The sequence below is a fragment of the Bacteroidales bacterium genome, assembly GCA_035342335.1.
In the GTDB taxonomy this organism is placed as follows: domain Bacteria; phylum Bacteroidota; class Bacteroidia; order Bacteroidales; family JAGONC01; genus JAGONC01.
Window position 1 is genome coordinate 46,105 of the sequence record DAOQWY010000015.1, and the last position, 20,270, is coordinate 66,374.

At 49.8% G+C, this 20,270-nt stretch carries 25 protein-coding genes; 18 read left to right on the forward strand and 7 right to left on the reverse strand.

Annotated elements, in window-relative coordinates; translation table 11 throughout:
• Window positions 1-17 precede the first annotated feature (17 nt).
• The 5 genes from PKI34_08805 to PKI34_08825 all read left to right on the forward strand — a co-directional run bounded on the left by PKI34_08805 (window position 18) and on the right by PKI34_08825 (window position 3,992).
• On the forward strand, window positions 18-1,367 hold the full coding sequence (locus PKI34_08805) for an HlyD family efflux transporter periplasmic adaptor subunit (GenBank protein ID HNS17906.1): 1,350 nt from the start codon (window positions 18-20) through the stop codon (window positions 1,365-1,367).
• Window positions 1,368-1,373: 6 nt separating this feature from the next.
• The gene (locus tag PKI34_08810; protein HNS17907.1) at window positions 1,374-1,835 is read left to right on the forward strand and encodes a type I restriction enzyme HsdR N-terminal domain-containing protein; all 462 of its coding nucleotides are present in this window, start codon (window positions 1,374-1,376) and stop codon (window positions 1,833-1,835) included.
• Between the two features lie 152 nt (window positions 1,836-1,987).
• Entirely contained in the window at window positions 1,988-2,587 is a 600-nt protein-coding gene (locus PKI34_08815) for a hypothetical protein (protein ID HNS17908.1), read from the forward strand.
• A 14-nt stretch (window positions 2,588-2,601) separates the two neighbouring features.
• Window positions 2,602-3,474 carry a DUF3822 family protein gene (locus PKI34_08820; protein ID HNS17909.1) on the forward strand — a complete coding sequence of 291 codons (873 nt, stop codon included), beginning with the start codon at window positions 2,602-2,604 and terminating at the stop codon, window positions 3,472-3,474.
• Complete coding sequence (locus tag PKI34_08825; protein HNS17910.1) at window positions 3,462-3,992, forward strand: RsmD family RNA methyltransferase; 531 nt, start codon at window positions 3,462-3,464, stop codon at window positions 3,990-3,992. The genes PKI34_08820 and PKI34_08825 overlap by 13 nt, the downstream gene beginning before the upstream one ends.
• Before the next feature lie 4 nt (window positions 3,993-3,996).
• Here the strand turns inward: PKI34_08825 and coaD are convergent, their stop codons facing one another.
• Window positions 3,997-4,464 (reverse strand): pantetheine-phosphate adenylyltransferase, encoded by a 468-nt coding sequence (gene coaD, locus PKI34_08830; GenBank protein ID HNS17911.1) that lies wholly within the window; start codon window positions 4,462-4,464, stop codon window positions 3,997-3,999.
• A gap of 75 nt (window positions 4,465-4,539) precedes the next feature.
• On the opposite strand from coaD, the gene pyrE reads away from it, so the two are divergent.
• Both pyrE and PKI34_08840 read left to right on the forward strand, forming a co-directional pair.
• Complete coding sequence (gene pyrE, locus PKI34_08835) at window positions 4,540-5,181, forward strand: orotate phosphoribosyltransferase (protein ID HNS17912.1); 642 nt, start codon at window positions 4,540-4,542, stop codon at window positions 5,179-5,181.
• A gap of 10 nt (window positions 5,182-5,191) precedes the next feature.
• The gene (locus PKI34_08840) at window positions 5,192-5,623 is read left to right on the forward strand and encodes a hypothetical protein (GenBank protein HNS17913.1); all 432 of its coding nucleotides are present in this window, start codon (window positions 5,192-5,194) and stop codon (window positions 5,621-5,623) included.
• A 4-nt stretch (window positions 5,624-5,627) separates the two neighbouring features.
• Here PKI34_08840 and PKI34_08845 read toward each other — a convergent pair whose 3' ends face one another.
• A complete protein-coding gene (locus tag PKI34_08845) occupies window positions 5,628-6,389 on the reverse strand; it encodes a biotin--[acetyl-CoA-carboxylase] ligase (GenBank protein ID HNS17914.1) in 762 nt (253 codons plus the stop codon).
• Between the two features lie 97 nt (window positions 6,390-6,486).
• On the opposite strand from PKI34_08845, the gene rsfS reads away from it, so the two are divergent.
• From rsfS to PKI34_08875, 6 genes are all read left to right on the forward strand, one after another.
• A complete protein-coding gene (gene rsfS, locus PKI34_08850; GenBank protein ID HNS17915.1) occupies window positions 6,487-6,885 on the forward strand; it encodes a ribosome silencing factor in 399 nt (132 codons plus the stop codon).
• Window positions 6,882-8,945, forward strand: a complete 2,064-nt coding sequence (ftsH, locus tag PKI34_08855) for an ATP-dependent zinc metalloprotease FtsH (GenBank protein HNS17916.1) — start codon at window positions 6,882-6,884, stop codon at window positions 8,943-8,945. Before rsfS ends, ftsH begins: the two co-directional genes overlap by 4 nt.
• Before the next feature lie 20 nt (window positions 8,946-8,965).
• Complete coding sequence (locus PKI34_08860; protein HNS17917.1) at window positions 8,966-9,613, forward strand: LUD domain-containing protein; 648 nt, start codon at window positions 8,966-8,968, stop codon at window positions 9,611-9,613.
• A 79-nt stretch (window positions 9,614-9,692) separates the two neighbouring features.
• The gene (locus PKI34_08865; GenBank protein HNS17918.1) at window positions 9,693-9,896 is read left to right on the forward strand and encodes a DUF2007 domain-containing protein; all 204 of its coding nucleotides are present in this window, start codon (window positions 9,693-9,695) and stop codon (window positions 9,894-9,896) included.
• On the forward strand, window positions 9,889-10,710 hold the full coding sequence (locus tag PKI34_08870; protein HNS17919.1) for a phosphatidate cytidylyltransferase: 822 nt from the start codon (window positions 9,889-9,891) through the stop codon (window positions 10,708-10,710). The genes PKI34_08865 and PKI34_08870 overlap by 8 nt, the downstream gene beginning before the upstream one ends.
• Before the next feature lie 6 nt (window positions 10,711-10,716).
• Entirely contained in the window at window positions 10,717-11,439 is a 723-nt protein-coding gene (locus tag PKI34_08875) for a phosphatidylserine decarboxylase family protein (protein ID HNS17920.1), read from the forward strand.
• On the opposite strand, the gene PKI34_08880 is transcribed toward PKI34_08875, so the two are convergent.
• Window positions 11,382-12,074, reverse strand: coding sequence for a YjjG family noncanonical pyrimidine nucleotidase (locus PKI34_08880; protein HNS17921.1), 693 nt, complete (start codon window positions 12,072-12,074; stop codon window positions 11,382-11,384). The two genes, PKI34_08875 and PKI34_08880, sit on opposite strands and share 58 nt — an antisense overlap.
• Window positions 12,075-12,212: 138 nt before the next feature.
• Here PKI34_08880 and PKI34_08885 point away from each other — a divergent pair, with 138 nt between their 5' ends.
• Window positions 12,213-13,067 carry an SPFH domain-containing protein gene (locus tag PKI34_08885; GenBank protein HNS17922.1) on the forward strand — a complete coding sequence of 285 codons (855 nt, stop codon included), beginning with the start codon at window positions 12,213-12,215 and terminating at the stop codon, window positions 13,065-13,067.
• Window positions 13,068-13,075: 8 nt separating this feature from the next.
• Window positions 13,076-13,261: a hypothetical protein gene (locus tag PKI34_08890; GenBank protein ID HNS17923.1), complete on the forward strand. Its 186-nt coding sequence runs from the start codon at window positions 13,076-13,078 to the stop codon at window positions 13,259-13,261.
• Here PKI34_08890 and PKI34_08895 read toward each other — a convergent pair.
• The 3 genes from PKI34_08895 to PKI34_08905 form a co-directional block, all read right to left on the reverse strand.
• The gene (locus PKI34_08895) at window positions 13,240-14,202 is read right to left on the reverse strand and encodes a TIGR01212 family radical SAM protein (protein ID HNS17924.1); all 963 of its coding nucleotides are present in this window, start codon (window positions 14,200-14,202) and stop codon (window positions 13,240-13,242) included. The two genes, PKI34_08890 and PKI34_08895, sit on opposite strands and share 22 nt — an antisense overlap.
• A gap of 21 nt (window positions 14,203-14,223) precedes the next feature.
• Window positions 14,224-16,038, reverse strand: coding sequence for a peptide MFS transporter (locus PKI34_08900; protein ID HNS17925.1), 1,815 nt, complete (start codon window positions 16,036-16,038; stop codon window positions 14,224-14,226).
• Window positions 16,039-16,135: 97 nt separating this feature from the next.
• The gene (locus tag PKI34_08905; protein HNS17926.1) at window positions 16,136-16,480 is read right to left on the reverse strand and encodes a hypothetical protein; all 345 of its coding nucleotides are present in this window, start codon (window positions 16,478-16,480) and stop codon (window positions 16,136-16,138) included.
• Here PKI34_08905 and PKI34_08910 point away from each other — a divergent pair.
• From PKI34_08910 to PKI34_08920, 3 genes are read left to right on the forward strand one after another with little or no spacing between them, the layout of a single operon-like run.
• Complete coding sequence (locus tag PKI34_08910) at window positions 16,471-16,983, forward strand: RNA polymerase sigma factor (protein HNS17927.1); 513 nt, start codon at window positions 16,471-16,473, stop codon at window positions 16,981-16,983. The genes PKI34_08905 and PKI34_08910 overlap by 10 nt on opposite strands.
• Window positions 16,964-17,623, forward strand: coding sequence for a hypothetical protein (locus PKI34_08915; protein HNS17928.1), 660 nt, complete (start codon window positions 16,964-16,966; stop codon window positions 17,621-17,623). Before PKI34_08910 ends, PKI34_08915 begins: the two co-directional genes overlap by 20 nt.
• An 11-nt stretch (window positions 17,624-17,634) precedes the next feature.
• Complete coding sequence (locus PKI34_08920; GenBank protein ID HNS17929.1) at window positions 17,635-18,177, forward strand: DUF4252 domain-containing protein; 543 nt, start codon at window positions 17,635-17,637, stop codon at window positions 18,175-18,177.
• Between the two features lie 7 nt (window positions 18,178-18,184).
• On the opposite strand, the gene PKI34_08925 is transcribed toward PKI34_08920, so the two are convergent.
• Window positions 18,185-20,269 (reverse strand): hypothetical protein, encoded by a 2,085-nt coding sequence (locus PKI34_08925; protein ID HNS17930.1) that lies wholly within the window; start codon window positions 20,267-20,269, stop codon window positions 18,185-18,187.
• Between the last annotated feature and the right edge of the window lies 1 nt (window position 20,270).

A 20,270-nucleotide genomic window follows, 5' to 3' on the forward strand; every position in this document is an offset into this window, starting at 1 on the left:
AAAGAGGATAAGAGCATATGAACGATAGGAGCGAAGATCAGCAGAACAGGAACATCGAGATCCACAGCGATGAAATCGAAGATGTTCTCGGACGCCAGCCAAAAGGTATCCTGAGGTGGGGCATTACGGTGATCCTGCTCATATTGCTGATCGTGATCATCGGGAGCTGGTTCTTCACCTATCCTGACATCATCCCCGCCAGGGTGGAGGTGACTTCCATGAATCCTCCGGCCTATATCGAATCCCGCGTCAGCGGTAAACTTGAAAAAATAATGGTAGCCGATAAGCAGATGGCCGACAGCGGTGCCATCCTGGCCATTATGGAAAATCCTGCCAATTACCTCCATGTCGGTGAGCTTAAGGATTGCCTCATCCGTAGCGCATCGGCCGTTAAGGAGTATGATTTCCGGATCCTGGATTCCATAGCCGGTCTTCCCAACCTTCAGCTCGGTGAAATACAGCCCTTTTTTACGGATTTCCTGCTGAGCCTGGAAGATTACATTCACTTTCTGAACCTGGGCTACCATTCCAGGAAGATAGAATCCTTCAGGGATGAGCTGACCCTTTACAGCGAGCTGATCAACCGGCTTTCAGAACAGCAGGATATCCTGGCTGAAGACCGCCTGTTGAAGGAAAAGGACCTGAACCGCAGTCAGCAGCTTTTTGACAGCAGCGTGATCACCCAGGCGGATATGGAACGGTCGAGAAGCGAGTACCTCCGGAAAGAGCTTTCTTACGAGGAATCCCGGGAGGAGCTGGCCAATGCCCGGATACAGATCGCCCGGTTGCGGCAGGATATCCTTGATCTGGGACTTCAGGAGGTTCAGCAGTTGAAAAAGCTTCAGCTCCGCATCGGTGAAACCTACGGGAATCTGCTGGCACAGATCAACATTTGGGAAAACCAGTATGCATTGAAGGCTCCGTTCAGAGGTATGGTCACCTTTACCCAGTACTGGACCGAGAATCAAAATGTGAATCAAGGCGATAAGGTCATGGCCATCATACCGGTGAAGGAAAGCCAGATGATCGGAAAACTCAGACTGGGCTCCCGGGGTGCAGGGAAGGTAAAAGTGGGGCAGGATGTCAATGTTAAATTTCAGAACTTTCCCTTCATGGAATTCGGAATGGTCAAAGGGATCGTTAACAAGATCTCCACCATCCCTTCGGAGGATGAGTTTTATCTGGTGGAGATCCTTTTCCCGGAAGGCCTCAGAACGAATTACGGCATTGACCTTGAATTCAATCAGAAGATGACCGGTCAGGCGGAAATCATTACCGATGATATCCCTTTGCTCATCCGTATCATTCGGCCTGTCAGGTCATTGTTCAAGAACCGTTCTTTTCATTCTTTTCCAGAAAACCAGTAAACCGAGATGACTGACCTGCCAGCCCTTAACTTTCCAGCCTATTCGTTCCAGATCAGGGAACAGGATGGCCATTGGGTCATTTTCGACAGAATCCGCAGGCGATACGTGCATCTTTCTCCGGAAGAATGGGTCAGGCAGCACATGATCCATTACCTGATCAACCAGAAACACGTGCCGGAAACCCTGGTGGCTGTGGAAAAGGTCCTCCGCGTCTACAAACTGAAGAAGCGTCTGGATATCGCCGTATTCAGCTCATCCGGCCTGCCACTGCTGCTGGTCGAATGCAAGGCGCCCGCTGTGATGCTTTCACAAACGGTTTTCGATCAGATTGCGCGGTACAACCTGTCACTCCACGTGCGGTACCTGTTGGTTACCAATGGATTGGTCCATTATTGCTGCCAGATGGATGCTGTCTCCCGGTCGTGGTATTTTCTGGCTGAAATACCGGATTATCAACAGATGAAGTGATTGCTTCAGGTGTCGTGAACCATCGGGCCCGGCTTGGTCAATGGCAGGCAGGGTTGCATTGAATTTTTCGGAAGGGAACGTCCATAATTTATAGACTAAATTGTTTCATGTTTGATTAAAATAGTACATTTGCATAGGTAAAAACATCGATTATGAAAAAGACAATTCTACAAATCGTTTTATTGATCGTTGCTGTTTTTCTGGTCTACATGATCTATGAAAGCGTCCAGCGGCCTGTTCGTTTCAACAAGGAACGCGACATCAGGACCAGCGAAGTGATCCAGAGCCTGAAGGACATTCGTGGCGCCCAGATTGCCTACCGCTCCATTCACCAGAAGTATACAAAAAGCTTCGATACCTTGATTGATTTTGTCAAAAGCGGTGAGATCCCGGTTGTAAAAATGGTACCTGATCCGACTGATACCACCTTCACGCGTTCCATTCGCGATACCATTGGATACATTCTGGTCAAGGATTCCCTGTTTTCCAGGAAGGCAGGATTTGATGTGAACAATCTACGCTACATACCTCACTCCGGCGGAGAAATGTTTCATATGGATGCAGGGCAGATCGAACGCAGCAAGGTGATGGTCAATGTATTTGAGGCCTATGCACTGAATACCCAGATCCTCAAGGGATTGGATGCACAGCTGGTGAGTAATTTCAATGATCTCCTTGAATCCACCCAGCGATTTCCGGGCATCAAGGTAGGTTCAATGGAAGAAGCCACCCTTGACGGGAACTGGGAATAAACCCTTTTTCCGCGATGATTCCCACCGTTTCGCCGGATTTGAACATTCTCGACGAATCATTTGATGAAAACCGGGCACTTTCCTGCAAGTTAGCCGTACAAATTTCCAGCGTTCATCTTGCCTGCACAGTGCTGGATCTGCAGGAATCCCGTTACCTGGCTGCACAGATCTACCGGTTTCCAGAGCAGGCGACAGCAGGGGATTTCTGCCATCAGCTCAGAGAGATTGCAGCATCCGGAATTTTATCGTGGCATTTCGCCTCCGCCAATTTATTCGTTTCCAATCAGCTCTATACGCTGGTTCCTTGGCCCCTGTTCAATCCTTCCAAACAGGAAGACTACCTCAGGTTCAACCTGAGCGGGCTGCAGGCAGACGTAATTTATCTGACTGACCGGCTTCCAGGCCTTGATGCCGTTGTCGTTTTTGCCATTCACCGCTGGCTGAAAGACGAACTCAGTGCGATCTTTGGCACCGCCCGCCTTCACCATACGATCAGTCCGTTTGTTGAGTCCATCCTTGGCCGTTTTAAATATGCCGGCAGCGATCCGGCCGTTTTCCTGAATATTCAACCTGACATAGTCGAGATGCTGATCCTGGACAACCACAAGGTCAGCCTTTGTAACACGTTTAAGTACGTGACGCCGGAGGATCTTTTGTACTACACGATGTTTGTGCTTGAGCAGTCGGGGCTCACTCCGGATCAGGTCCCGTTAATGATCACGGGAGAGGTGGGAAAACATGCTCCGGTAATCGAAAATCTGACTGCCTTTTTCCCTCACATTGATTTTGTGACCCGTAATGATGCTTTCCGTTACGCACCTTCCTTTGAGGAAATTCCCGGACATTATCTTCATAATCTTTTAAACGCAGAGCATTGCGAATTATAGCAGGTTTCCTCAAAGGGAGGAAGATCGTTCCGCCGTCAAATCTGCCGGTGCGCCCAACGACGGACATGGCCAGGGAAGGGCTGTTCAATATTCTTTCAAACGCATTTGATTTTTCCACCATCCGCGTCCTGGATCTCTTCTCCGGCACAGGTCTCATTTCACTGGAGTTTGCTTCCCGCGGCTGCCTGGATATTGTGGCCGTTGACATTCATCCGGCCTGTTGTGCTTTTCAGAAGGAAACCACCCGGCGGCTTCAGTTGGACAGCATTCGTGCCGTCCGTGGTGATGTGTTCAGGTTTGTGCGAAAATCCGCTGCCGGATTTGATCTCATTTTTGCGGATCCGCCCTTTGACCATCCCCGGGTACCGGATCTGCCTGACATCATCTTCAATGCAGGGCTTCTCAATCCTGAAGGCTGGTACATACAGGAACATTCAGCCAGGCATGCCTTTGCTGCACATCCCCGCTTCTACCAGCACCGAAAATACGGTGATGTGAATTTTACCATCCTGAAATGACCGGTCAATGCAGGTAGCCGTGAATGGCTTCAGGAATGAAAGGATTCGGATTGCCGTCATTCCGGATGATATCCCTGACGATCGAGGAATTCAAAGCCGTGAACTCCGGTGTGGCAAGCAGGAAAACTGTCTCAATGTCAGGAAAGATCTGCTTGTTGATCTGCCCGATGCTCCTTTCAAATTCGAAATCGGCTGATGTCCGTAAACCGCGGACAATGAAAAGCACTCCGTTCTCCCTGCAGAAATCCACCGTCAGCCCCTGATAACTTTCCACTCTGATCTGCGGGTAGGCGTTGAAGACTTTCCTGATCCATTCCATTCGCCTGTCCAGGGGAAAGAAATATTTTTTTTCAATATTCTGCCCCACGGCGATGATGATCTCGTCAAAGATGGAAAGCGCTCTCTGGACGATGGATTCATGCCCCCTGGTGATGGGATCAAACGATCCCGGAAATACAGCGATCTTTTTCATTGCCTGGTATTTTAAACAAAGATAGGAAAAAGCAAATTTAACTATCTTTGCCCGTCATTAACCATACCTTTTTCCATGGACTTTCGAAATGATATCTCTGAAAAGATCAGCGAATTTCTCCTGTTGATCAAAGCTGTCAAGCTGAATGTTGCCGATCCGTTTACCTGGGCATCAGGGATCAAATCTCCAATTTATTGCGATAACCGCATCACCCTGTCGTATCCGAGCATACGCACGTTCATCCGGCAGGCTTATGCCAAGGTGATCACCGAAGAATTTGGCTCAGTGGATCTTATCGCCGGCGTGGCCACAGGCGCCATTGCACACGGCGTCCTGGTGGCGGAGGAACTTGGCCTCCCTTTTGTCTATGTCAGAGCTTCCAAAAAAGATCACGGCCTGGAAAATGTCATCGAAGGTAAAATCACCCCCGGCCAGTCCGTCGTTGTGATCGAAGACCTTGTCTCAACCGGAAGCACGAGTCTGAGTACGGTCAGGACATTGCGCGGGCAGGATTGCATTGTCAAGGGCATGGTCGCCATCTTTACCTACAACCTGACCAAAGCCATCCGGAATTTTGAAAAAGAAAACTGCATCCTGTATGCGCTGACCGATTATGACCGGCTGATCCAAAAGGCACTGTCGGAAGATTATATCCGGGATGAGGATCTGGAAGCGCTGAAGCAATGGCGGGAAAACCCGGAAGCCTGGGGCAAGTAATCCCAATGAAATGAAAATCATTGAAAGCGAGAAGGTTACCATTCAAAAACCTGCTGAAGTGCTATTTGCCTTTCTCAGTGACCTGAACAACTTCAGGGATCTGATGCCTCCGCAGGTCATCAACTGGCAATCCACACAGGATACCTGCTCCTTTACGATCCAGGGAATGACCGATCTTTCGCTTCGTCTGGCGGAAAAGACACCCTTTAGCCGGCTCACCATCCTGCCGGAAGGGAACCCTCCCTTTCCGTTTGAACTGGATTGCTACCTGGTTGAAAGCCAGGAGGAAACCGAGACCCGGATCGTCTTTCAGGCCGATCTGAACCCTTTCCTGAGCATGGTGGCGCTGAATCCCCTGAGGAACTTTGTCAATCTTCTCAACAGAAAACTCAAGGAGCTGGCAGAGAATGATTTCAGGGGACTGGATTCCGGCATTGCGTGAACGATTAACTTTCAATGATATAAGCGATCTCTTTCTGGTCGCAACAGATCTCATCTCCCACCGAAGTCCTGACGACTAACCGTCCGATGTCGTCCACCGTTTCAATTCGTGCCAGCAACCGTTTTCCCTTGTACCTAAAGGGGTAATAGCCTCCTGACCTGTATTGGCAATGCAGGTAATCATCGTTCAGCCTTTTGAAATCACCCAGCCTCAAATCACGGTAACGTTTGTCCAGGTAATGGCAGAGATCCGTCAGGCACCTGTTCAGGCTGAATTCCATTTCGGTCACGTTTTTCAGGGATACCGGGTTGGGGGCGCCGCTGAAGAAAACTTCCTGGTTGATGTTGAAGCCGATCCCTACGACAGTGCTGATAATGGATGATCCCAGGATCATGTTGTTGATCAATATGCCCGCTGCTTTCCTGTCGCCGATATAGAGATCGTTGGGCCACTTTATCTTAACGGGATCATCTACAGGAAGTTGGTTTGCGAAATCATAAAGTCCCAGGCTTGTCACTTTGTTCAGCATGAACTGGTTTTCGAGAGGCAGGAAGCCGGGGTAAAGTACGATGCTGAGGGTCAGGTTCTTTCCGGGTTCGCTTTCCCAGGTGTTGACATCCATGCCTCTGCCGGCATACTGGTAGTGTGCAACAACCAGGCATCCTTCCGGGAAGCTATGCTCCTTCATTTCCTTCAGCATAAAAGCATTGGTGGAGCTCACACGGTCCAGGTAAATGATTTTGCTGCCAATGATCTGTTTTGCCATTACCGGTAAATTGTTTCCCTGTCACAAAGATAAGATATGTTCATACGGGTGGATTATTTGCGTAACTTTGCAGGCGAAAAAATTCAAAGGTAAATTGATGGCCCGGACCAAAAGCAAGAAGGATACTTCAGAGGAGTTGAGCAACCTGATCGTTGAAGGAATTCAGCAACGAAAAGGAAAGAACATTGTTCGTCTTGACTTTGCCGGGCTGCATAACGCATTTTGCAGATTCTTCATCATCTGTCAGGGTAATTCCAGAACACAGGTAGAGGCCATTGCTGATTCTGTGGATGAAATCGTAAAGAAGACCCTCGGGCAGGATCCCTGGCACAGTGAAGGGTATGAAAATGCTGAATGGATCTTGCTGGATTATGTTGATGTGGTAGTGCATGTTTTCCAGGACAAGACCAGGAAATTTTACCGGTTGGAAGAATTGTGGGCAGATGCCCAGGTAAAGCAGTTCGACTCAGAAGATTCCCAATTCAAGGCAGAATGACAGATCAAAATAAAAATAATACACCACCCCCGCCTGCACACAAGCAAAAAACCAGTAAGCCCAAGTTTAACTTCTACTGGATTTATGCCTTTTTGGCCCTCGTATTTTTTGGAACCTATTTTTTGAATTTTAATGCTGAAACAAAGCAGATCAGCAATTGGGGTGAATTCACGAAGATGCTTCAAAACGGTGACGTGGAGCGGATCATCCTGGTCAATAAGGATTACGCTGAAGTGTATATTAAAAAGGACAGCCTTTCGAAGGAAATTCACAAAGACATCAAGGTTTCGAATTTCAGAAGAAGTACAGCCCATTATCGCATCACGATCGGTTCGGTGGATACGTTTACCAATGATGTCAGGACAGCCCAGGAAGGAATGGAGAATCAGGTGTTTGTGGAATATCAGAACCGGCGCAACTGGGGCGGTGATATCCTGAACTGGATGTTGTTGATTGGCTTCATAGCCATCGGCTGGATATTTCTTATGCGCATGATGAGCCGCGGTGCCGGCGGCGGACAGATCTTTAACATTGGAAAGTCGAAGGCAAAGTTGTTTGACCGTGATACCACCGTCACCGTCACGTTCAAAGACGTGGCAGGCCTGGAGGAAGCCAAGATCGAGGTCATTGAGATCGTTGATTTTCTGAAGAATCCGAAGAAATACACCGAGCTGGGAGGCAAGATTCCCAAGGGTGCCCTGCTGGTCGGTCCTCCCGGTACGGGAAAGACGTTGCTTGCCAAAGCAGTGGCCGGTGAGGCGCAGGTGCCTTTCTTTTCCATCTCGGGCTCCGATTTCGTGGAAATGTTTGTCGGGGTAGGTGCCTCCCGGGTGCGTGACCTGTTCAAGCAGGCCAAGGAGAAAGCTCCCTGCATCATCTTCATCGATGAGATCGATGCGATCGGCCGTGCCAGGGGACGCAATCCCCTCACGGGCGCCAATGACGAGAGGGAAAATACGCTGAATCAGTTGCTGACGGAAATGGACGGATTCGACACCAATACCGGGGTGATCATTCTTGCCGCCACTAACCGGGCCGACATACTGGACCGTGCCCTGCTCCGTGCCGGACGTTTTGACCGCCAGATCATGGTCGAACTGCCTGACCTTAAGGAACGTGAAGAGATCTTCAACGTGCACATGAAACCGCTCAAGGTCGACAATACGGCCAAAGTGGAGTTTCTGGCCAGGCAAACACCGGGCTTTTCCGGCGCCGATATTGCCAACGTCTGCAACGAATCAGCCCTGATTGCAGCCCGCAAGGGCAACAAGGTGATCACACGGCAGGACTTTATTGATGCCATCGACCGGATTGTGGGAGGCCTCGAAAAAAGGAACAAGATCATTTCCCCTGATGAAAAACGAGTCATTGCCTTCCATGAGGCGGGTCACGCTGCGATAAGCTGGCTGCTTGAACATGCTCACCCCCTTGTGAAGGTCACCATCATCCCCCGCGGTAAATCCCTCGGCGCAGCCTGGTACCTTCCCGACGAGCGTCAGATCACGACCACCGACCAGATGTTCGATGAAATGACGGCGACACTGGGTGGAAGAGCCTCCGAACAGGTCAACTTCGGAAAGGTCTCCACGGGAGCCCTCAACGACCTGGAACGAATTACCAAACAGGCCTATAACATGATCGTCTTTTTCGGCCTGAACGATAAGATCGGGAATATATCCTATTATGACTCCACCGGCCAGCAGGAATATTCTTTTCATAAACCCTACAGCGAAAAAACAGCGGAGCTGATCGACCAGGAGGTCAAAAAACTGGTCGAGAAAGCCTACAGCCGGGCAGTGAACCTGATCGAAAAGAACAAGGCAAAGGTTGAACAACTGGCCACCTTCCTTCTTGAAAAAGAGGTGATCTTTTCCGAAGACCTTGAAAGGATCTTTGGGAAAAGACCCTTCGCCAAACATACCCAGAGCATCGCCCCCGAAAATGGTTCAGCCGGTAACGGAACAGCCCCTGCTGAAGAGCAAACGCAGGACACCCCTGAAGAACCACCCGTGATGAGAGAATCCCGATCCGATGCGGCACCGGCAGGTCAACCATCTTAATCAACGCCTGCTGCAATGCTATGGAAGAAAGTACGTCAAAGGAAAAGGTCCTGAAAAAAATCCGAAATGCATTGCTGTCCGGGACTGAAGTTCCTTACCCGGGCACGGATGCCGAACTACCGCTTTTCCACAAGCCCGGCGAATCTCTGGACGTGGTTTTTGCCCAGGCGTTTACAAGGGCAGGGGGGATGTTTGTCTTCTGTGAAAATGAAAAGGAACTGGTTTCAAGCCTTCAGGTTATTCTGGAAGATCTTCCGGATGGGGACCTTTTTTGCCAGGAACAAACCATTGGAGCGTATCTGGTGAAGGCAGGCATACCTTTTTGTTCCGGATCACGGGACCTTGAGGCAAGTAAGGTCAGCGTAACCGGCTGTGAAGCCCTGGTGGCCCATCCGGGCAGTATCGTTGTTTCATCGGCACAGACCGAAGGAAGGAAAATCTGTATTTTCCCGGATTCCCAAATTGTCATCGGTTTCTCTTCGCAGCTGACCCGGGATCTCCAGCAGGCATTATCGTACCTCAATCGAAAATATGAACCCGACTATCCCTCATTGATTTCGGTGATCACAGGTCCCAGCCGTACGGCCGACATTGAAAAAACACTCGTCATGGGAGCACACGGCCCCAGGAATCTGTACCTTTTTTACGTCGACCGTACGGAAAATTGACCATTGCTTAAAATAGTGATATCTTTACAGGCAATTGGGAGTGGATGTCTGAAACATAGCATCGGGTACTTTTTCACAAATGGATAATTGGACGATTATTTACAGCTCGAATCAGCTTTACAAGGCAGAACTGATGAAACAACTCCTGGCTGAAAGCGACATTCAGGCCATTGTGGTCAATAAGAAGGATTCTGCCTATCTGATCGGTGAAGTTGAACTGTATGTCAATGTGGAAGACGCATTTCAGGCACGTCAGATCATAATCAGAAGTGAAGGTGAATAATTTTACGCAGAGAACACTCACCGGAGCACTGTTCGTCATCATCGTGGTTGGAGCCATCGTTCTCCATCCTTTTGTTTTTGGCGTGCTTTTCCTGGTGGTTACCATCCTTGGATTGACGGAATTCTACCGCCTCATTCGTGCGGGCGGTCATCAACCCGGCCTGGTCAGCGGGCTTGCCGGCAGCATCCTCCTTTACGGTCTTGTTTTTTTTGTGGCCAACGGTTTTCTTTCGGCCAAAATGCTCAGCGTATTATGGCTGATCATACCCCTGGTGGCCATTACGGAATTGTTTTCGGGCAATGCCAGGCCCTTTGCCAACATTGGATCCACTTTACTGGGTGTGATCTATGTTGCAGTGCCTTTTTCAGTGCTCAACTGCCTTTATGGTCCGTGGAGGGAGCCTCGTGAACCTGCTTATGCGTTCCTGTTGGGGTACTTCGTCATTTTATGGTTGAATGATACCGGTGCCTACCTGACCGGCAAATCAGCCGGCAAGCATTTGCTTTTCCGGCGCATATCACCCAAAAAGACCTGGGAAGGCATTGCAGGCGGACTGGCCGCCGGAATGCTGACTGCGTGGGTTCTGTCCCGTTTTTTCAAGCAGCTTGCACCGGGTGAATGGCTCATCCTGGCCGTGTTGGTCATTATGTTCAGTACGTTTGGCGATCTGGTCGAATCCATGCTGAAACGCAGCGTTGATGTAAAGGATTCCGGGACCCTGTTGCCCGGACATGGTGGCATTCTCGACCGTTTTGACGGTGTTTTGCTTTCCGCTCCGGCCGTTTATCTGTATGTATACCTTGTGCTCAATTAAAAGGATATGAGAATTCATCAAGAGGGATATCGTGTCATCGTCCAGTTATCGGTTGCAGTTGGCCTGGTCATCCTCCTGCTCAATGTCTTTTTCCCTCACCAGACCATCATTCACTGGCTGCTGTATGCTGCCGGCATCGTTTTTATGGCCCTGGTTGTCTATTTTTTCCGGCGGCCTCCCGGGAAAGGAGTGGACAATGATCCGGCAGTGATTCTGAATCCAGCGGCCGGAAAAGTGATCATCGTCTCGGAGGTGTTGGAGGATGAGTATTTCCACGACCGGCGGATCCAGCTGTCGGTCTTTATGTCGCTGCTCGACATGCATGTCAATTTATACCCGGTCAGCGGCACGGTCAGCTATGTGCAGTATCATCCGGGAAAATTCCTTGTTGCCTATCATCCCAAAGCTTCCAGGCTTAACGAGCATAATTCCATTGTCATCACGACCTCTTCCGGGTTACAGGTACTGGTTCGTCAGATAGCCGGAGTTGTGGCCCGCAGGATCGTCAGCCTGGCAAAGACAGGGGATGAGGTGATGGCAGGGCAGGAGATAGGTATCATCAAGTTCGGATCAAGGGTGGATCTGTTTCTTCCCCTGGGATCCACGGTCAAGGTAAAGGTCGGGGATCACGTCAGATGCGGGGAAACGATTCTTGCTCTCCTTCCGGTTGCTCAGAGAATTGAGCCCAGCTCTGAGAAGGAAAACACCTCAAAGGTCACCGGTCCCTGATGGGGTATCCGGTTATAATTCACAAATACCTGGTCCATTCCTGCCTCTCTGGCACCTTGAATATCCACCGTGAGATCATCGCCGATCATCAGGCTTTCGGTCAGCAGGGCGCCCGTCCTTTTGATGGCGTAAAGGAAAATGGCGGGATCGGGTTTTTTGCATCCGGCTTCTTCGCTTGTGATCACATCCTCAAAAAAAGGACGGAGGTTGTTGATATGTAGTTTTTTATGCTGCACCTCCTCAAATCCGTTGGTGATGATGTACAGCCGGTATTTCCTTTTCAGATAGGTCAGCGTGCTTTCCACCCCGGGAAAGAGTGTGTTTTTCAGAGGGCTTTCCGTCACATAGTACGATGCAATGGCTTCAGCCAGTACAGGATCAGTCACGCCAAATTTCTTCAGTGCCCTGTTGAACCGCTCGACGCTCAGGGTCTCCTTCCGGATCCCGCCGTTTCGGTATAAGTCCCAGAGCTCAAGATTTATCCAGGTATAGTTTTCAATGAATGACTCCAGATCCGTTATTCCTTTTTCTGCCAGATGAAAATGCTGATGGATCTCCTCAAAGGTCAGGCGCGAACTTGCATCAAAGTCATAGATCGTTTTATCCAGGTCGAAGAATAAATGGCGGTACCCCATGGTAAAAAAGCAAAAAGCAAAAATCAATAATAAATGAACATAAAAAATTTTTTTGAAAATTTGTTTTCAATTGAAAAATGTTGTATCATTGCAATATTATTTTAATATCAAAATAGTATTAACATCAATTCTACTGAAATGGAAAGAGAAAAATCGTATTCCCCAATGTCGGGTTATGTCGGGCTGGTCATTGCGCTCTTGCTGATCGGAGTGCCGGTTGCATTGCTGGTTCGCTACCAGATCTTATGGCTGATCGCCATTCTGGTCATCGGCGTGTTTTGCCTGGTCGGATTGATGGTGGTCAATCCCAACGAATCCTCTGTTCTTGTGCTTTTCGGCAAGTATGTCGGCACCGTGAAGAAGAATGGTTTCTTTTGGGTGAATCCTTTCTTTGCACGGAAAAAGATTTCATTAAGGGCAAGAAACCTGAACAGTGAGCCGATCAAAGTGAACGACAAGATCGGTAATCCGATCATGATCGGGATCGTGCTGGTCTGGAAAGTGGAGGATACCTTCAAGGCAGCTTTCGGTGTGGATGATTATTCTCATTTTGTGGACATCCAGAGCGAGGCAGCCATCCGGAAACTGGCCGGTCATTATCCGTACGACAATTTTGATGATGAGCAGGCAGACATTACCTTGCGGTCGGGCGGTGAGGATGTGAACGCTGCGCTGGAGCGGGAGCTGCAGGAAAGGCTGGAACTGGCCGGCATAAGCGTAATGGAAGCACGCATCAGTTACCTTGCCTATGCATCCGAGATTGCGGGGGCGATGCTGCGCCGGCAGCAGGCAACAGCCATTGTGGCAGCCAGGCAGAAAATCGTGGAAGGCGCCGTCAGCATGGTCGAAATGGCTCTTGCCCAGCTATCCAAAAAAGAGATCATTGTCCTGGATCAAGACCAGAAAGCCGCTATGGTCAGCAACCTGATGGTGGTGCTTTGTGCCGACAAGGATACCACTCCTGTTGTCAATGCCGGGACCATCCATCAATAGGTTGTTCCATGGCTGAGAAGAAAGCATTTGTGGTGCGATTGAAACCGGAGGTACTGAAAGCCGTTGAGATATGGGCTGCGGATGAATTCAGAAGTACCAACGGACAGCTGGAGTTCATCATCAGCCAGGCACTTAAGAAGGCGAGGCGGTATCCCAGGAAGAGCGATCATGGTCATTCAAACCATTTCCCCTGAAAGGTATCCCTTTCTTCCATCCTGTCTTCTATTCTGCGCAGCACCTGGTCGTAGCGGATTCGCCCCCAGCCCTGGCCGGCCAGGAAGCGGGGAGGAGCTTCGCTGGCAAAGCGCTCGATCCTGATCGAGGGGGACAATTTTTCGGTAAAGTCAATCACAAATTCGATATACTCCTCAAGCCCAAATAACCTGAAACTTGCCGGATCGTCCTCAAGTGCTTTTGCCAGGGGTGTGTTCCGAAAGATCTGCAGCTGGTGGAACTTGATCATCTGAAGCGGAAGCCGGGATACGATCGCTGCCTCCTCCAGCATCATTTCTCTGGTCTCACCGGGTAATCCCAGGATGAGGTGACCGCCGGCGGATAGTCCAGCCGCATTCGTTTCTTGGATGGCTTCAACCGTCTGCAGGAACGTATGTCCGCGGTTGATACGGAGCAGGGTTTCATCGTAACAGGATTCGATGCCAAACTCGACCATCACATAGTGATGTTCAGCGATTTCCCTGAGAAGGGCCAGTTTTTCGTCGTCCACGCAGTCAGGCCGGGTGCCGATGACCAGTCCTGCCACCTGTGGAAAAGCAAGGGCTTCGTTGTACAGCGTTCTCAAGTGGCTGACCGGTGCGTAGGTGTTGGAGTAGGGTTGAAAATAGGCAAGAAAATGGTTGGCCCTTCGGTAGCGGCTGGCGTGAAAGTCAATCCCTTCTCTGATCTGCTGGGTGATCGTTTTTGCCGGATCACAATAGGAGGGATTGAACGCATCGTTGTCACAATAGGTACAACCTCCCCAGGCAAGGGTGCCGTCCCGGTTCGGACAGGTAAAACCGGCATCGATGCTGAGTTTCTGAACGCGCCCGCCAAAAAGTCTCTTCAGATGTTCAGTGAAGGAGTTGAACCTTCGCTGGTGCCCCCAGGGATAGGTCAAATCCCGGAGTGTTGAGTGCATGATCCGTAGGAATGGTCTGTTCTATCTTGTCGCGTTCTCGAGTCGCTTCATGATCGAGAAGATGAATATGGCCGACAGCAGACAGCATACGATGAAAATGGTCCAAAGCTGCCACAGGTCCAGTTTTCCCCAGAAGTCACTTCCGATGAAGAGGAGCTTGTTCCCGACGGCAGTGGCCAGAAGCCATCCTCCCTGCATCAGACCCTGAAAGCGCGATGGGGCAACCTTCGATACAAAGGATAAGCCCATCGGGCTGAGGAACAGCTCCGCAACGGTGAGGATAAGATAGCTGGAAATCAGCCAGTAAGGTGTGACCCGCGAACTGTCGGGAACGGGGTTGTATTTGATTTCTCCGGCTGCATTGGCATACTGCAGCTCGTGCGGTGACACCAGATTCAGGGATGCCAGGAAGATCACCACGAACCCAATGGAGGCGATGATCATTCCAATGCCTATTTTCTTGGGTGTGGAAGGTTCACGATCCTTTCGTCGCAACCAGGAGAAGACGGCCATCACAGGAAAAGTAAGTGATACAATGAAGAGCGGGTTGAACGATTGGAAAACCTCAGGGGCTATCGGATTCGAAGCGTCGGCACGTGCTACAAAATAGTAGGTCAGCGCTCCCAGGGCCACGAACATGATACCACCGATGAGCCGGTTTACGCTCTTTTTGTTGAAGATCAGGATCAGACCGGCAATAGCACCGATGAAGGCGAGCATCGATTCCAGGTTGAAGAAAATGTTCGTAAAGGGTCCAACCTCCTTGACCGTATAATCACGTGCGAAGAAGGTCAGGGTCAATCCGTTCTGATGGAACGACATCCAGAAGAAAATGACCACGGCAAACACCAAAAGAAGCGATACGATGCGGGGACGCTCCTCCCGGGTCGAAATCTGAACGATCAGGGCAACAAAGCCGATGAACAGGCCGATGGCCAGCCCCAGAGCGAGGTTGTTCAGCAGAAAATGGAAAATGACCGTGACCACAATCATCAATCCTGCTGCCAGAAAGATGCCGATGAGATTGCTCCGCAGCTTGACACTGCTGGTTTCAGTGCTGACAGTCTGCACCTTTTCCTTTTTGGGTAAATATTTGTTGAAAATGATGTACACCAGCAGCGAAATGACCATCGCCCCTGCAGCAATCCCAAAAGCGTAGTTGTATCCTCTTGAAAAGGCATCAAGGTAACTGTGCGCAAAGGTGCCAAGATCAGCCACCGCCGTACCGGAAACCTTGTCGGCAAGGGTCTGGAACGTCACAGGATCTTCAAGCGTGCCATTCAGATGGGCGTGACACAGGGCAGGCAGGCTGCCGTCGTGCAGGAACCCCTGGGTTCTGAGGAACCAGTTCCGGACGCCTGTGGCAACAAACGGTGCAAAAAATGCCCCGATATTGATCCCCATGTAAAAGATCATGAATGCCGAATCTCTGACTTTTGTGTATTTTGGATTATCGTACAGCTGACCGACGACCGCCTGGAGATTTCCCTTGAACAACCCGTTGCCCAGTGCAATGGTGAACAGGCCTGTTATGGTCACACCCAGTGGATTTCCGGGGAATGACATGATGATGTACCCTGTGAACATGACAAGTATGCCCATCAGGATCACGAACTTGTATTTACGGGTGGCATCCGCAAGGATCCCACCAACAAGGGCCAGTGCATAAATGCCGAAATAGAACCAGCTATAATATTCGCCTGCCTGTGATTCGGAAAGCCCATATTTAGCCTGCAGGAACAGAACAAGGATTGCCATCATGGTGTAAAACCCGAAGCGCTCTCCCATGTTGGTGAAAAAGGCTACAACCAGCCCCCTGGGATGTTCTTTTAACATAAATGATAGTTTTTGTGAATGAGGAAAATAAAGTTGATCTTGATCAGCTGGCAAAAATAAGAAAAAATCGCAATCGACAAAACAGGTTTAGTTGAGCTTATTGTCGGTCAGCGGTAGCCAGTCGGCAGTGGCCGGTAGCCGATAGCCAGTAGCCAGTGGCCGGTAACCGGTAGCCGGTCGGCAGTAATAACCACGAATAACCATAAATAACGCGAGGCGCGGCAGGCGCCGAGCAAATGACCACGAATGACCACGAATGACCACGAATGACCACGAATAACCACGAATGACCACGAATGACCACGAATGACCACGAATGACCACGAATGACCACAAATGACCACGAATGAACACGAATGACCACGAATCCCCCGCACGAATTATTTTCCCCGCCTCTGTAATATTTTCCCCTTAAACCCGTCTTATTACCGTATGACCCCAAAGCAATTCAAGGACGAAGTATTTCCCCTGAAAGACAGGCTGTATCGTTTTGCATGCCGGATACTGGAAGATACGGAAGATGCAAGGGATATGGTTCAGGAAGTGCTTGTCAGGCTCTGGGATCAAAAGACAGATCTGCGCCAGGTCAGAAGCATCGAGGCATATGCCATGACCATGACCCGGAATGTCTGCATCGACTGGCTGCGGGCCAACGGAAGGATCCTGACGGATGCTCCGGAGATCGTAATGATCGATCCGGTGACTCCTTATGACATCACCGAGATCAGGGATACGGTGAAGCGCATCAACTGCCTGATCAATCATCTGCCTGATCAGCAGCGAATGATCATACACCTGCGCGACATTGAAGGGTACGACTTTGATGAGATCGCCGCCATCCTCGGTCTTAACCTGAATGTGATCAGGGTGAACCTGTCAAGGGCACGAAAAAAAATCAAGGAACAACTTGCAAAAGCACACCAATATGAATTTCAACGAAATTGACCGGCTGCTTGAACACTACCTGGGAGGTGAAACATCGCTGGATGAGGAAAAGACCCTGCGGGATTTTTTCTCTCAAAAGGACCTTCCGGACAAATACAAGCCCTTCACGGAGATGTTTCAGGCCTGCCAGGCAGTTGCATCCGGCCGGCTGAACGACCGCGGATTTGAGAAACAATGGTCAGCAAGGTTCAGAGGGAAATCCACACCGGCCCAACCAATTTTTTCTGCCAGCCGCTGGTATCTCATCACAGGGATCGCCGCCACCGTCCTTCTCGCCATCATCCTATTTGTCCCTGTTCAACGATTGCCGGGCCTCAAACTGTTCTCACAAAAGATCGATGACACATTTGATGATCCCCGGCAGGCTTATCAGGAAACCATCAAGGCATTGCTGATCGTTTCTGAAAAATTCAATGCGGGCACTGACCAGGCGAAAGATCTGGGCAAGCTGGATCTTGGCCTGCAGAAAGCCGGCAAAATGCTGACGATGAACCGGAACCTCAAAGACGTGGGAGAACTGGACCGGTTGAATGCGGATGTCATCCCGGTTGGTAAGTTAAGTAAAATGGATGAAGGGATCCAGGAAACCGAAAAACTGTCGAAATTCAATGAAGATCAACTTAAAATCAATAACCTTTAAACATTTAACCGATGAAAACACTGGTATTTAGAATTTTACTGATTTCACTGCTCTGCAGCCCTGTTCTTTTAACTGCCCAGAACAGTCCGATGGATAAGCTTTTCAAGAAGTACGCCGGACAAGATTGCTTTACCACGGTATCCATCTCCAAAGACATGTTTCAGCTTTTCAGCGACATTGAAGGTGGCGAAAATGATAAGGATTTCAAGGAATTTCAGGGTATGATCAGCCAGCTCGACGGATTGAGAATTCTGACCTATTCACAATCAAGCGATTGTCAGGGAATTAATTTTTATGAGGAGCTGACCACCGTGTATCCGATCCAAAAGTATACGGAATTGATGACCGTGCAGGAGAAGGATGAAATGATCAATTTCTACATTCTGAAGGAAGGCAATAAGATCCCTGAATTGCTCATGATCGCACGGGAGCCGGGTGAAATAGTTGCCCTGAGCCTGACAGGAAATATTGACCTTTCCTATATATCGAAGCTGGGTAAGACCATGAAAATTGATGGTCTGGATAATCTTGAAAAAATCGAAGAAGAAAAATAAGAGCGTCTTAAAAACGGTACCTCAACTGGATTTTAAGGTCGCTTTTATGCCTGGCCAGGATTTCGTCAAGGCCCGAACCGACCGAAGGTTGATCAATGAACATCGTGCGGGAATACCGGATCCAAACATCCAGCCACCCTTTTAACATATAATGAATAATTAAATATGTTTTTGTCCCGGCGGCGTAATACGCCGGAGCTGAAAAGGCATATAAAACATCCCTTTCGTAAGCGTAGATGCGGTCAGCATAATTCCCGACATCGAAAACGGCATAGCGGACGGCCACCTCAACAGGTCGGTTCACTGGCCGGTAATCAAGGTCTGCGGCCACCAGGTACCCAGGTCTTCCGGTTCCCATACCTGTCCCTGAAAGGTTCATGTAAAGCTGATTTTTGAATGTAAGGGAAGAACTTACGCTGTAGTTGAATCCTGCTGAAATGAGAAAGGAATTGAGTTCCCGGGCAGGTCTGATGTGGGCACACGAACCGGTCACATTCTGTGCACTGGTTTTACAGATGAACCTCACTTGGCACTGTGCTCTGGAGTTCAGCCTGAAGCCGGATAAAACATAAAACTCTACCGCGGTTGAAGGTTTATCTAGGCGGTATGAGATCCAGGGAAACCGTATCAGGCTGGCACCCGCCGTGCATGTCAGTGTTTTGGAAACCAATACTTCAAGCGACCATGAAAGGTTTCGCTCATTGTTGCTGGGTTGATGTTTGCCAAAGGCTGATGAAAGGGGATTGTAAAACCGTGCAGGATAGTGACCGTACACGAGGGTATGTTTGAACCGGGGGTGTGCATACCAGAGCATCCCGGTGATCATCCCGGGCGGATGTCCTGTTCTCCAGGTAACTTCACCAAAGATCATCACGTGGGGAAGCAACAGGCGAAAATCCAGGCCCAGCAGGGTCATCTTTTCTCCCGGATCCGCAAATCGTTTGTAAGGTGTGGTCCGGGGGGTGAAAGCCGGATGGAAGCTGTTCCGGAATCCCGTTGCTCCCAGCTGGATGAAATGATTTCTGAACGATAGATGTCCTCCGTAAAGGAGATTCTGCACCTGGTTCTTGTTGCTGATCTCACTCAGGGTGCGGTGGTAGCCGGTTGTGACCAGACTCCCTGTTCCCTCAGTCGGGTCAAGCGTGTCACTCTCGTTCAGGCGGGCATCCAGTTTTTTATGGGAAACAAAGACCACCCAGCCTATCTTACCCATTCTGAAAGTGGCAGCCATTCCCCTCAGGCCGCTGGATTCATTGGAAGAAGTATGCGGGCGTGCAGGATTCGTAAATTTATAGGGCTGGTACAATCCCCGCGATGAGGTCATCATACCCGAACTGTTCAGGGTAAGCCCCTGCCCGAACCCCACCTGATAATCACCGATGATGACGGATTGCACTACTTTTTGGGGTGTGATCATCAGGTAGCCCGCCTGGTGATCAAATCCCTGCTTCTGGGAACTCCTTAACAGTTGCTCACCTGCATCTTTTTCAGCCACAAATCCCAGTTGGATCAAACTGCCTGCCCTTGCAGTGAACCGGATCAGTACCCTGGAGGGGTCACCCAGGTAGTTCTCCTGGCGGTCTGTCGTATCATTCGTATGAATGAAGCCCTTTTGCCTTTCCAGTACACGGCCATATCTTAAAAGAAGGGTTCCCCGGGTTTGTTTCAACAGGAGGAGAGGGTTCAGGGAAGCTCTCTTCTCCACCGGTATGGTACGGATCAGGGGCAGGATCCGTTCAAGTGTCCTGTCATCAAATCCCTGGATGGCCTTCAGTTCATATATGGTCAGCAAAGGACCGTATTTACGGATATAATCTTCCAGGTACCGGATCTGGTCGGGCGTCAGCTGAAGATGATCTGCCAGCATGAACGGATCGGCGTTGTTCAGGTTGATCCGTTTGTTGCCGGAGTTATTTTCCGCGTAAAGAATATCGCTGGCATCCACATTCTCATCATAATTACCCGAAAGTTCCTCGACGATGTATTCCTGGTCGGCAGCGAGCCCATCTGTCAGCGAATCGGCGGTCTGTGACGACAGGATGCCGGGCAGCAGCAGAAGTCCTATGCAAAGGGTGAACCGTCGGCGTCTCATT

What these genes read in the sequence shown, in the direction of transcription:
- PKI34_08805 (HNS17906.1), top strand. Translation starts at nt 18, where the DNA reads ATGAACGATAGGAGCGAAGATCAGCAGAACAGGAACATCGAGATCCAC.
- PKI34_08810 (HNS17907.1), top strand. Translation starts at nt 1,374, where the DNA reads ATGACTGACCTGCCAGCCCTTAACTTTCCAGCCTATTCGTTCCAGATC.
- PKI34_08815 (HNS17908.1), top strand. Translation starts at nt 1,988, where the DNA reads ATGAAAAAGACAATTCTACAAATCGTTTTATTGATCGTTGCTGTTTTT.
- PKI34_08820 (HNS17909.1), top strand. Translation starts at nt 2,602, where the DNA reads ATGATTCCCACCGTTTCGCCGGATTTGAACATTCTCGACGAATCATTT.
- coaD (HNS17911.1), bottom strand. Translation starts at nt 4,464, where the DNA reads ATGAAAAAGATCGCTGTATTTCCGGGATCGTTTGATCCCATCACCAGG.
- pyrE (HNS17912.1), top strand. Translation starts at nt 4,540, where the DNA reads ATGGACTTTCGAAATGATATCTCTGAAAAGATCAGCGAATTTCTCCTG.
- PKI34_08840 (HNS17913.1), top strand. Translation starts at nt 5,192, where the DNA reads ATGAAAATCATTGAAAGCGAGAAGGTTACCATTCAAAAACCTGCTGAA.
- PKI34_08845 (HNS17914.1), bottom strand. Translation starts at nt 6,389, where the DNA reads ATGGCAAAACAGATCATTGGCAGCAAAATCATTTACCTGGACCGTGTG.
- rsfS (HNS17915.1), top strand. Translation starts at nt 6,487, where the DNA reads ATGGCCCGGACCAAAAGCAAGAAGGATACTTCAGAGGAGTTGAGCAAC.
- ftsH (HNS17916.1), top strand. Translation starts at nt 6,882, where the DNA reads ATGACAGATCAAAATAAAAATAATACACCACCCCCGCCTGCACACAAG.
- PKI34_08860 (HNS17917.1), top strand. Translation starts at nt 8,966, where the DNA reads ATGGAAGAAAGTACGTCAAAGGAAAAGGTCCTGAAAAAAATCCGAAAT.
- PKI34_08865 (HNS17918.1), top strand. Translation starts at nt 9,693, where the DNA reads ATGGATAATTGGACGATTATTTACAGCTCGAATCAGCTTTACAAGGCA.
- PKI34_08875 (HNS17920.1), top strand. Translation starts at nt 10,717, where the DNA reads ATGAGAATTCATCAAGAGGGATATCGTGTCATCGTCCAGTTATCGGTT.
- PKI34_08880 (HNS17921.1), bottom strand. Translation starts at nt 12,074, where the DNA reads ATGGGGTACCGCCATTTATTCTTCGACCTGGATAAAACGATCTATGAC.
- PKI34_08885 (HNS17922.1), top strand. Translation starts at nt 12,213, where the DNA reads ATGGAAAGAGAAAAATCGTATTCCCCAATGTCGGGTTATGTCGGGCTG.
- PKI34_08890 (HNS17923.1), top strand. Translation starts at nt 13,076, where the DNA reads ATGGCTGAGAAGAAAGCATTTGTGGTGCGATTGAAACCGGAGGTACTG.
- PKI34_08895 (HNS17924.1), bottom strand. Translation starts at nt 14,202, where the DNA reads ATGCACTCAACACTCCGGGATTTGACCTATCCCTGGGGGCACCAGCGA.
- PKI34_08900 (HNS17925.1), bottom strand. Translation starts at nt 16,038, where the DNA reads ATGTTAAAAGAACATCCCAGGGGGCTGGTTGTAGCCTTTTTCACCAAC.
- PKI34_08910 (HNS17927.1), top strand. Translation starts at nt 16,471, where the DNA reads ATGACCCCAAAGCAATTCAAGGACGAAGTATTTCCCCTGAAAGACAGG.
- PKI34_08915 (HNS17928.1), top strand. Translation starts at nt 16,964, where the DNA reads ATGAATTTCAACGAAATTGACCGGCTGCTTGAACACTACCTGGGAGGT.
- PKI34_08920 (HNS17929.1), top strand. Translation starts at nt 17,635, where the DNA reads ATGAAAACACTGGTATTTAGAATTTTACTGATTTCACTGCTCTGCAGC.
- PKI34_08925 (HNS17930.1), bottom strand. Translation starts at nt 20,269, where the DNA reads ATGAGACGCCGACGGTTCACCCTTTGCATAGGACTTCTGCTGCTGCCC.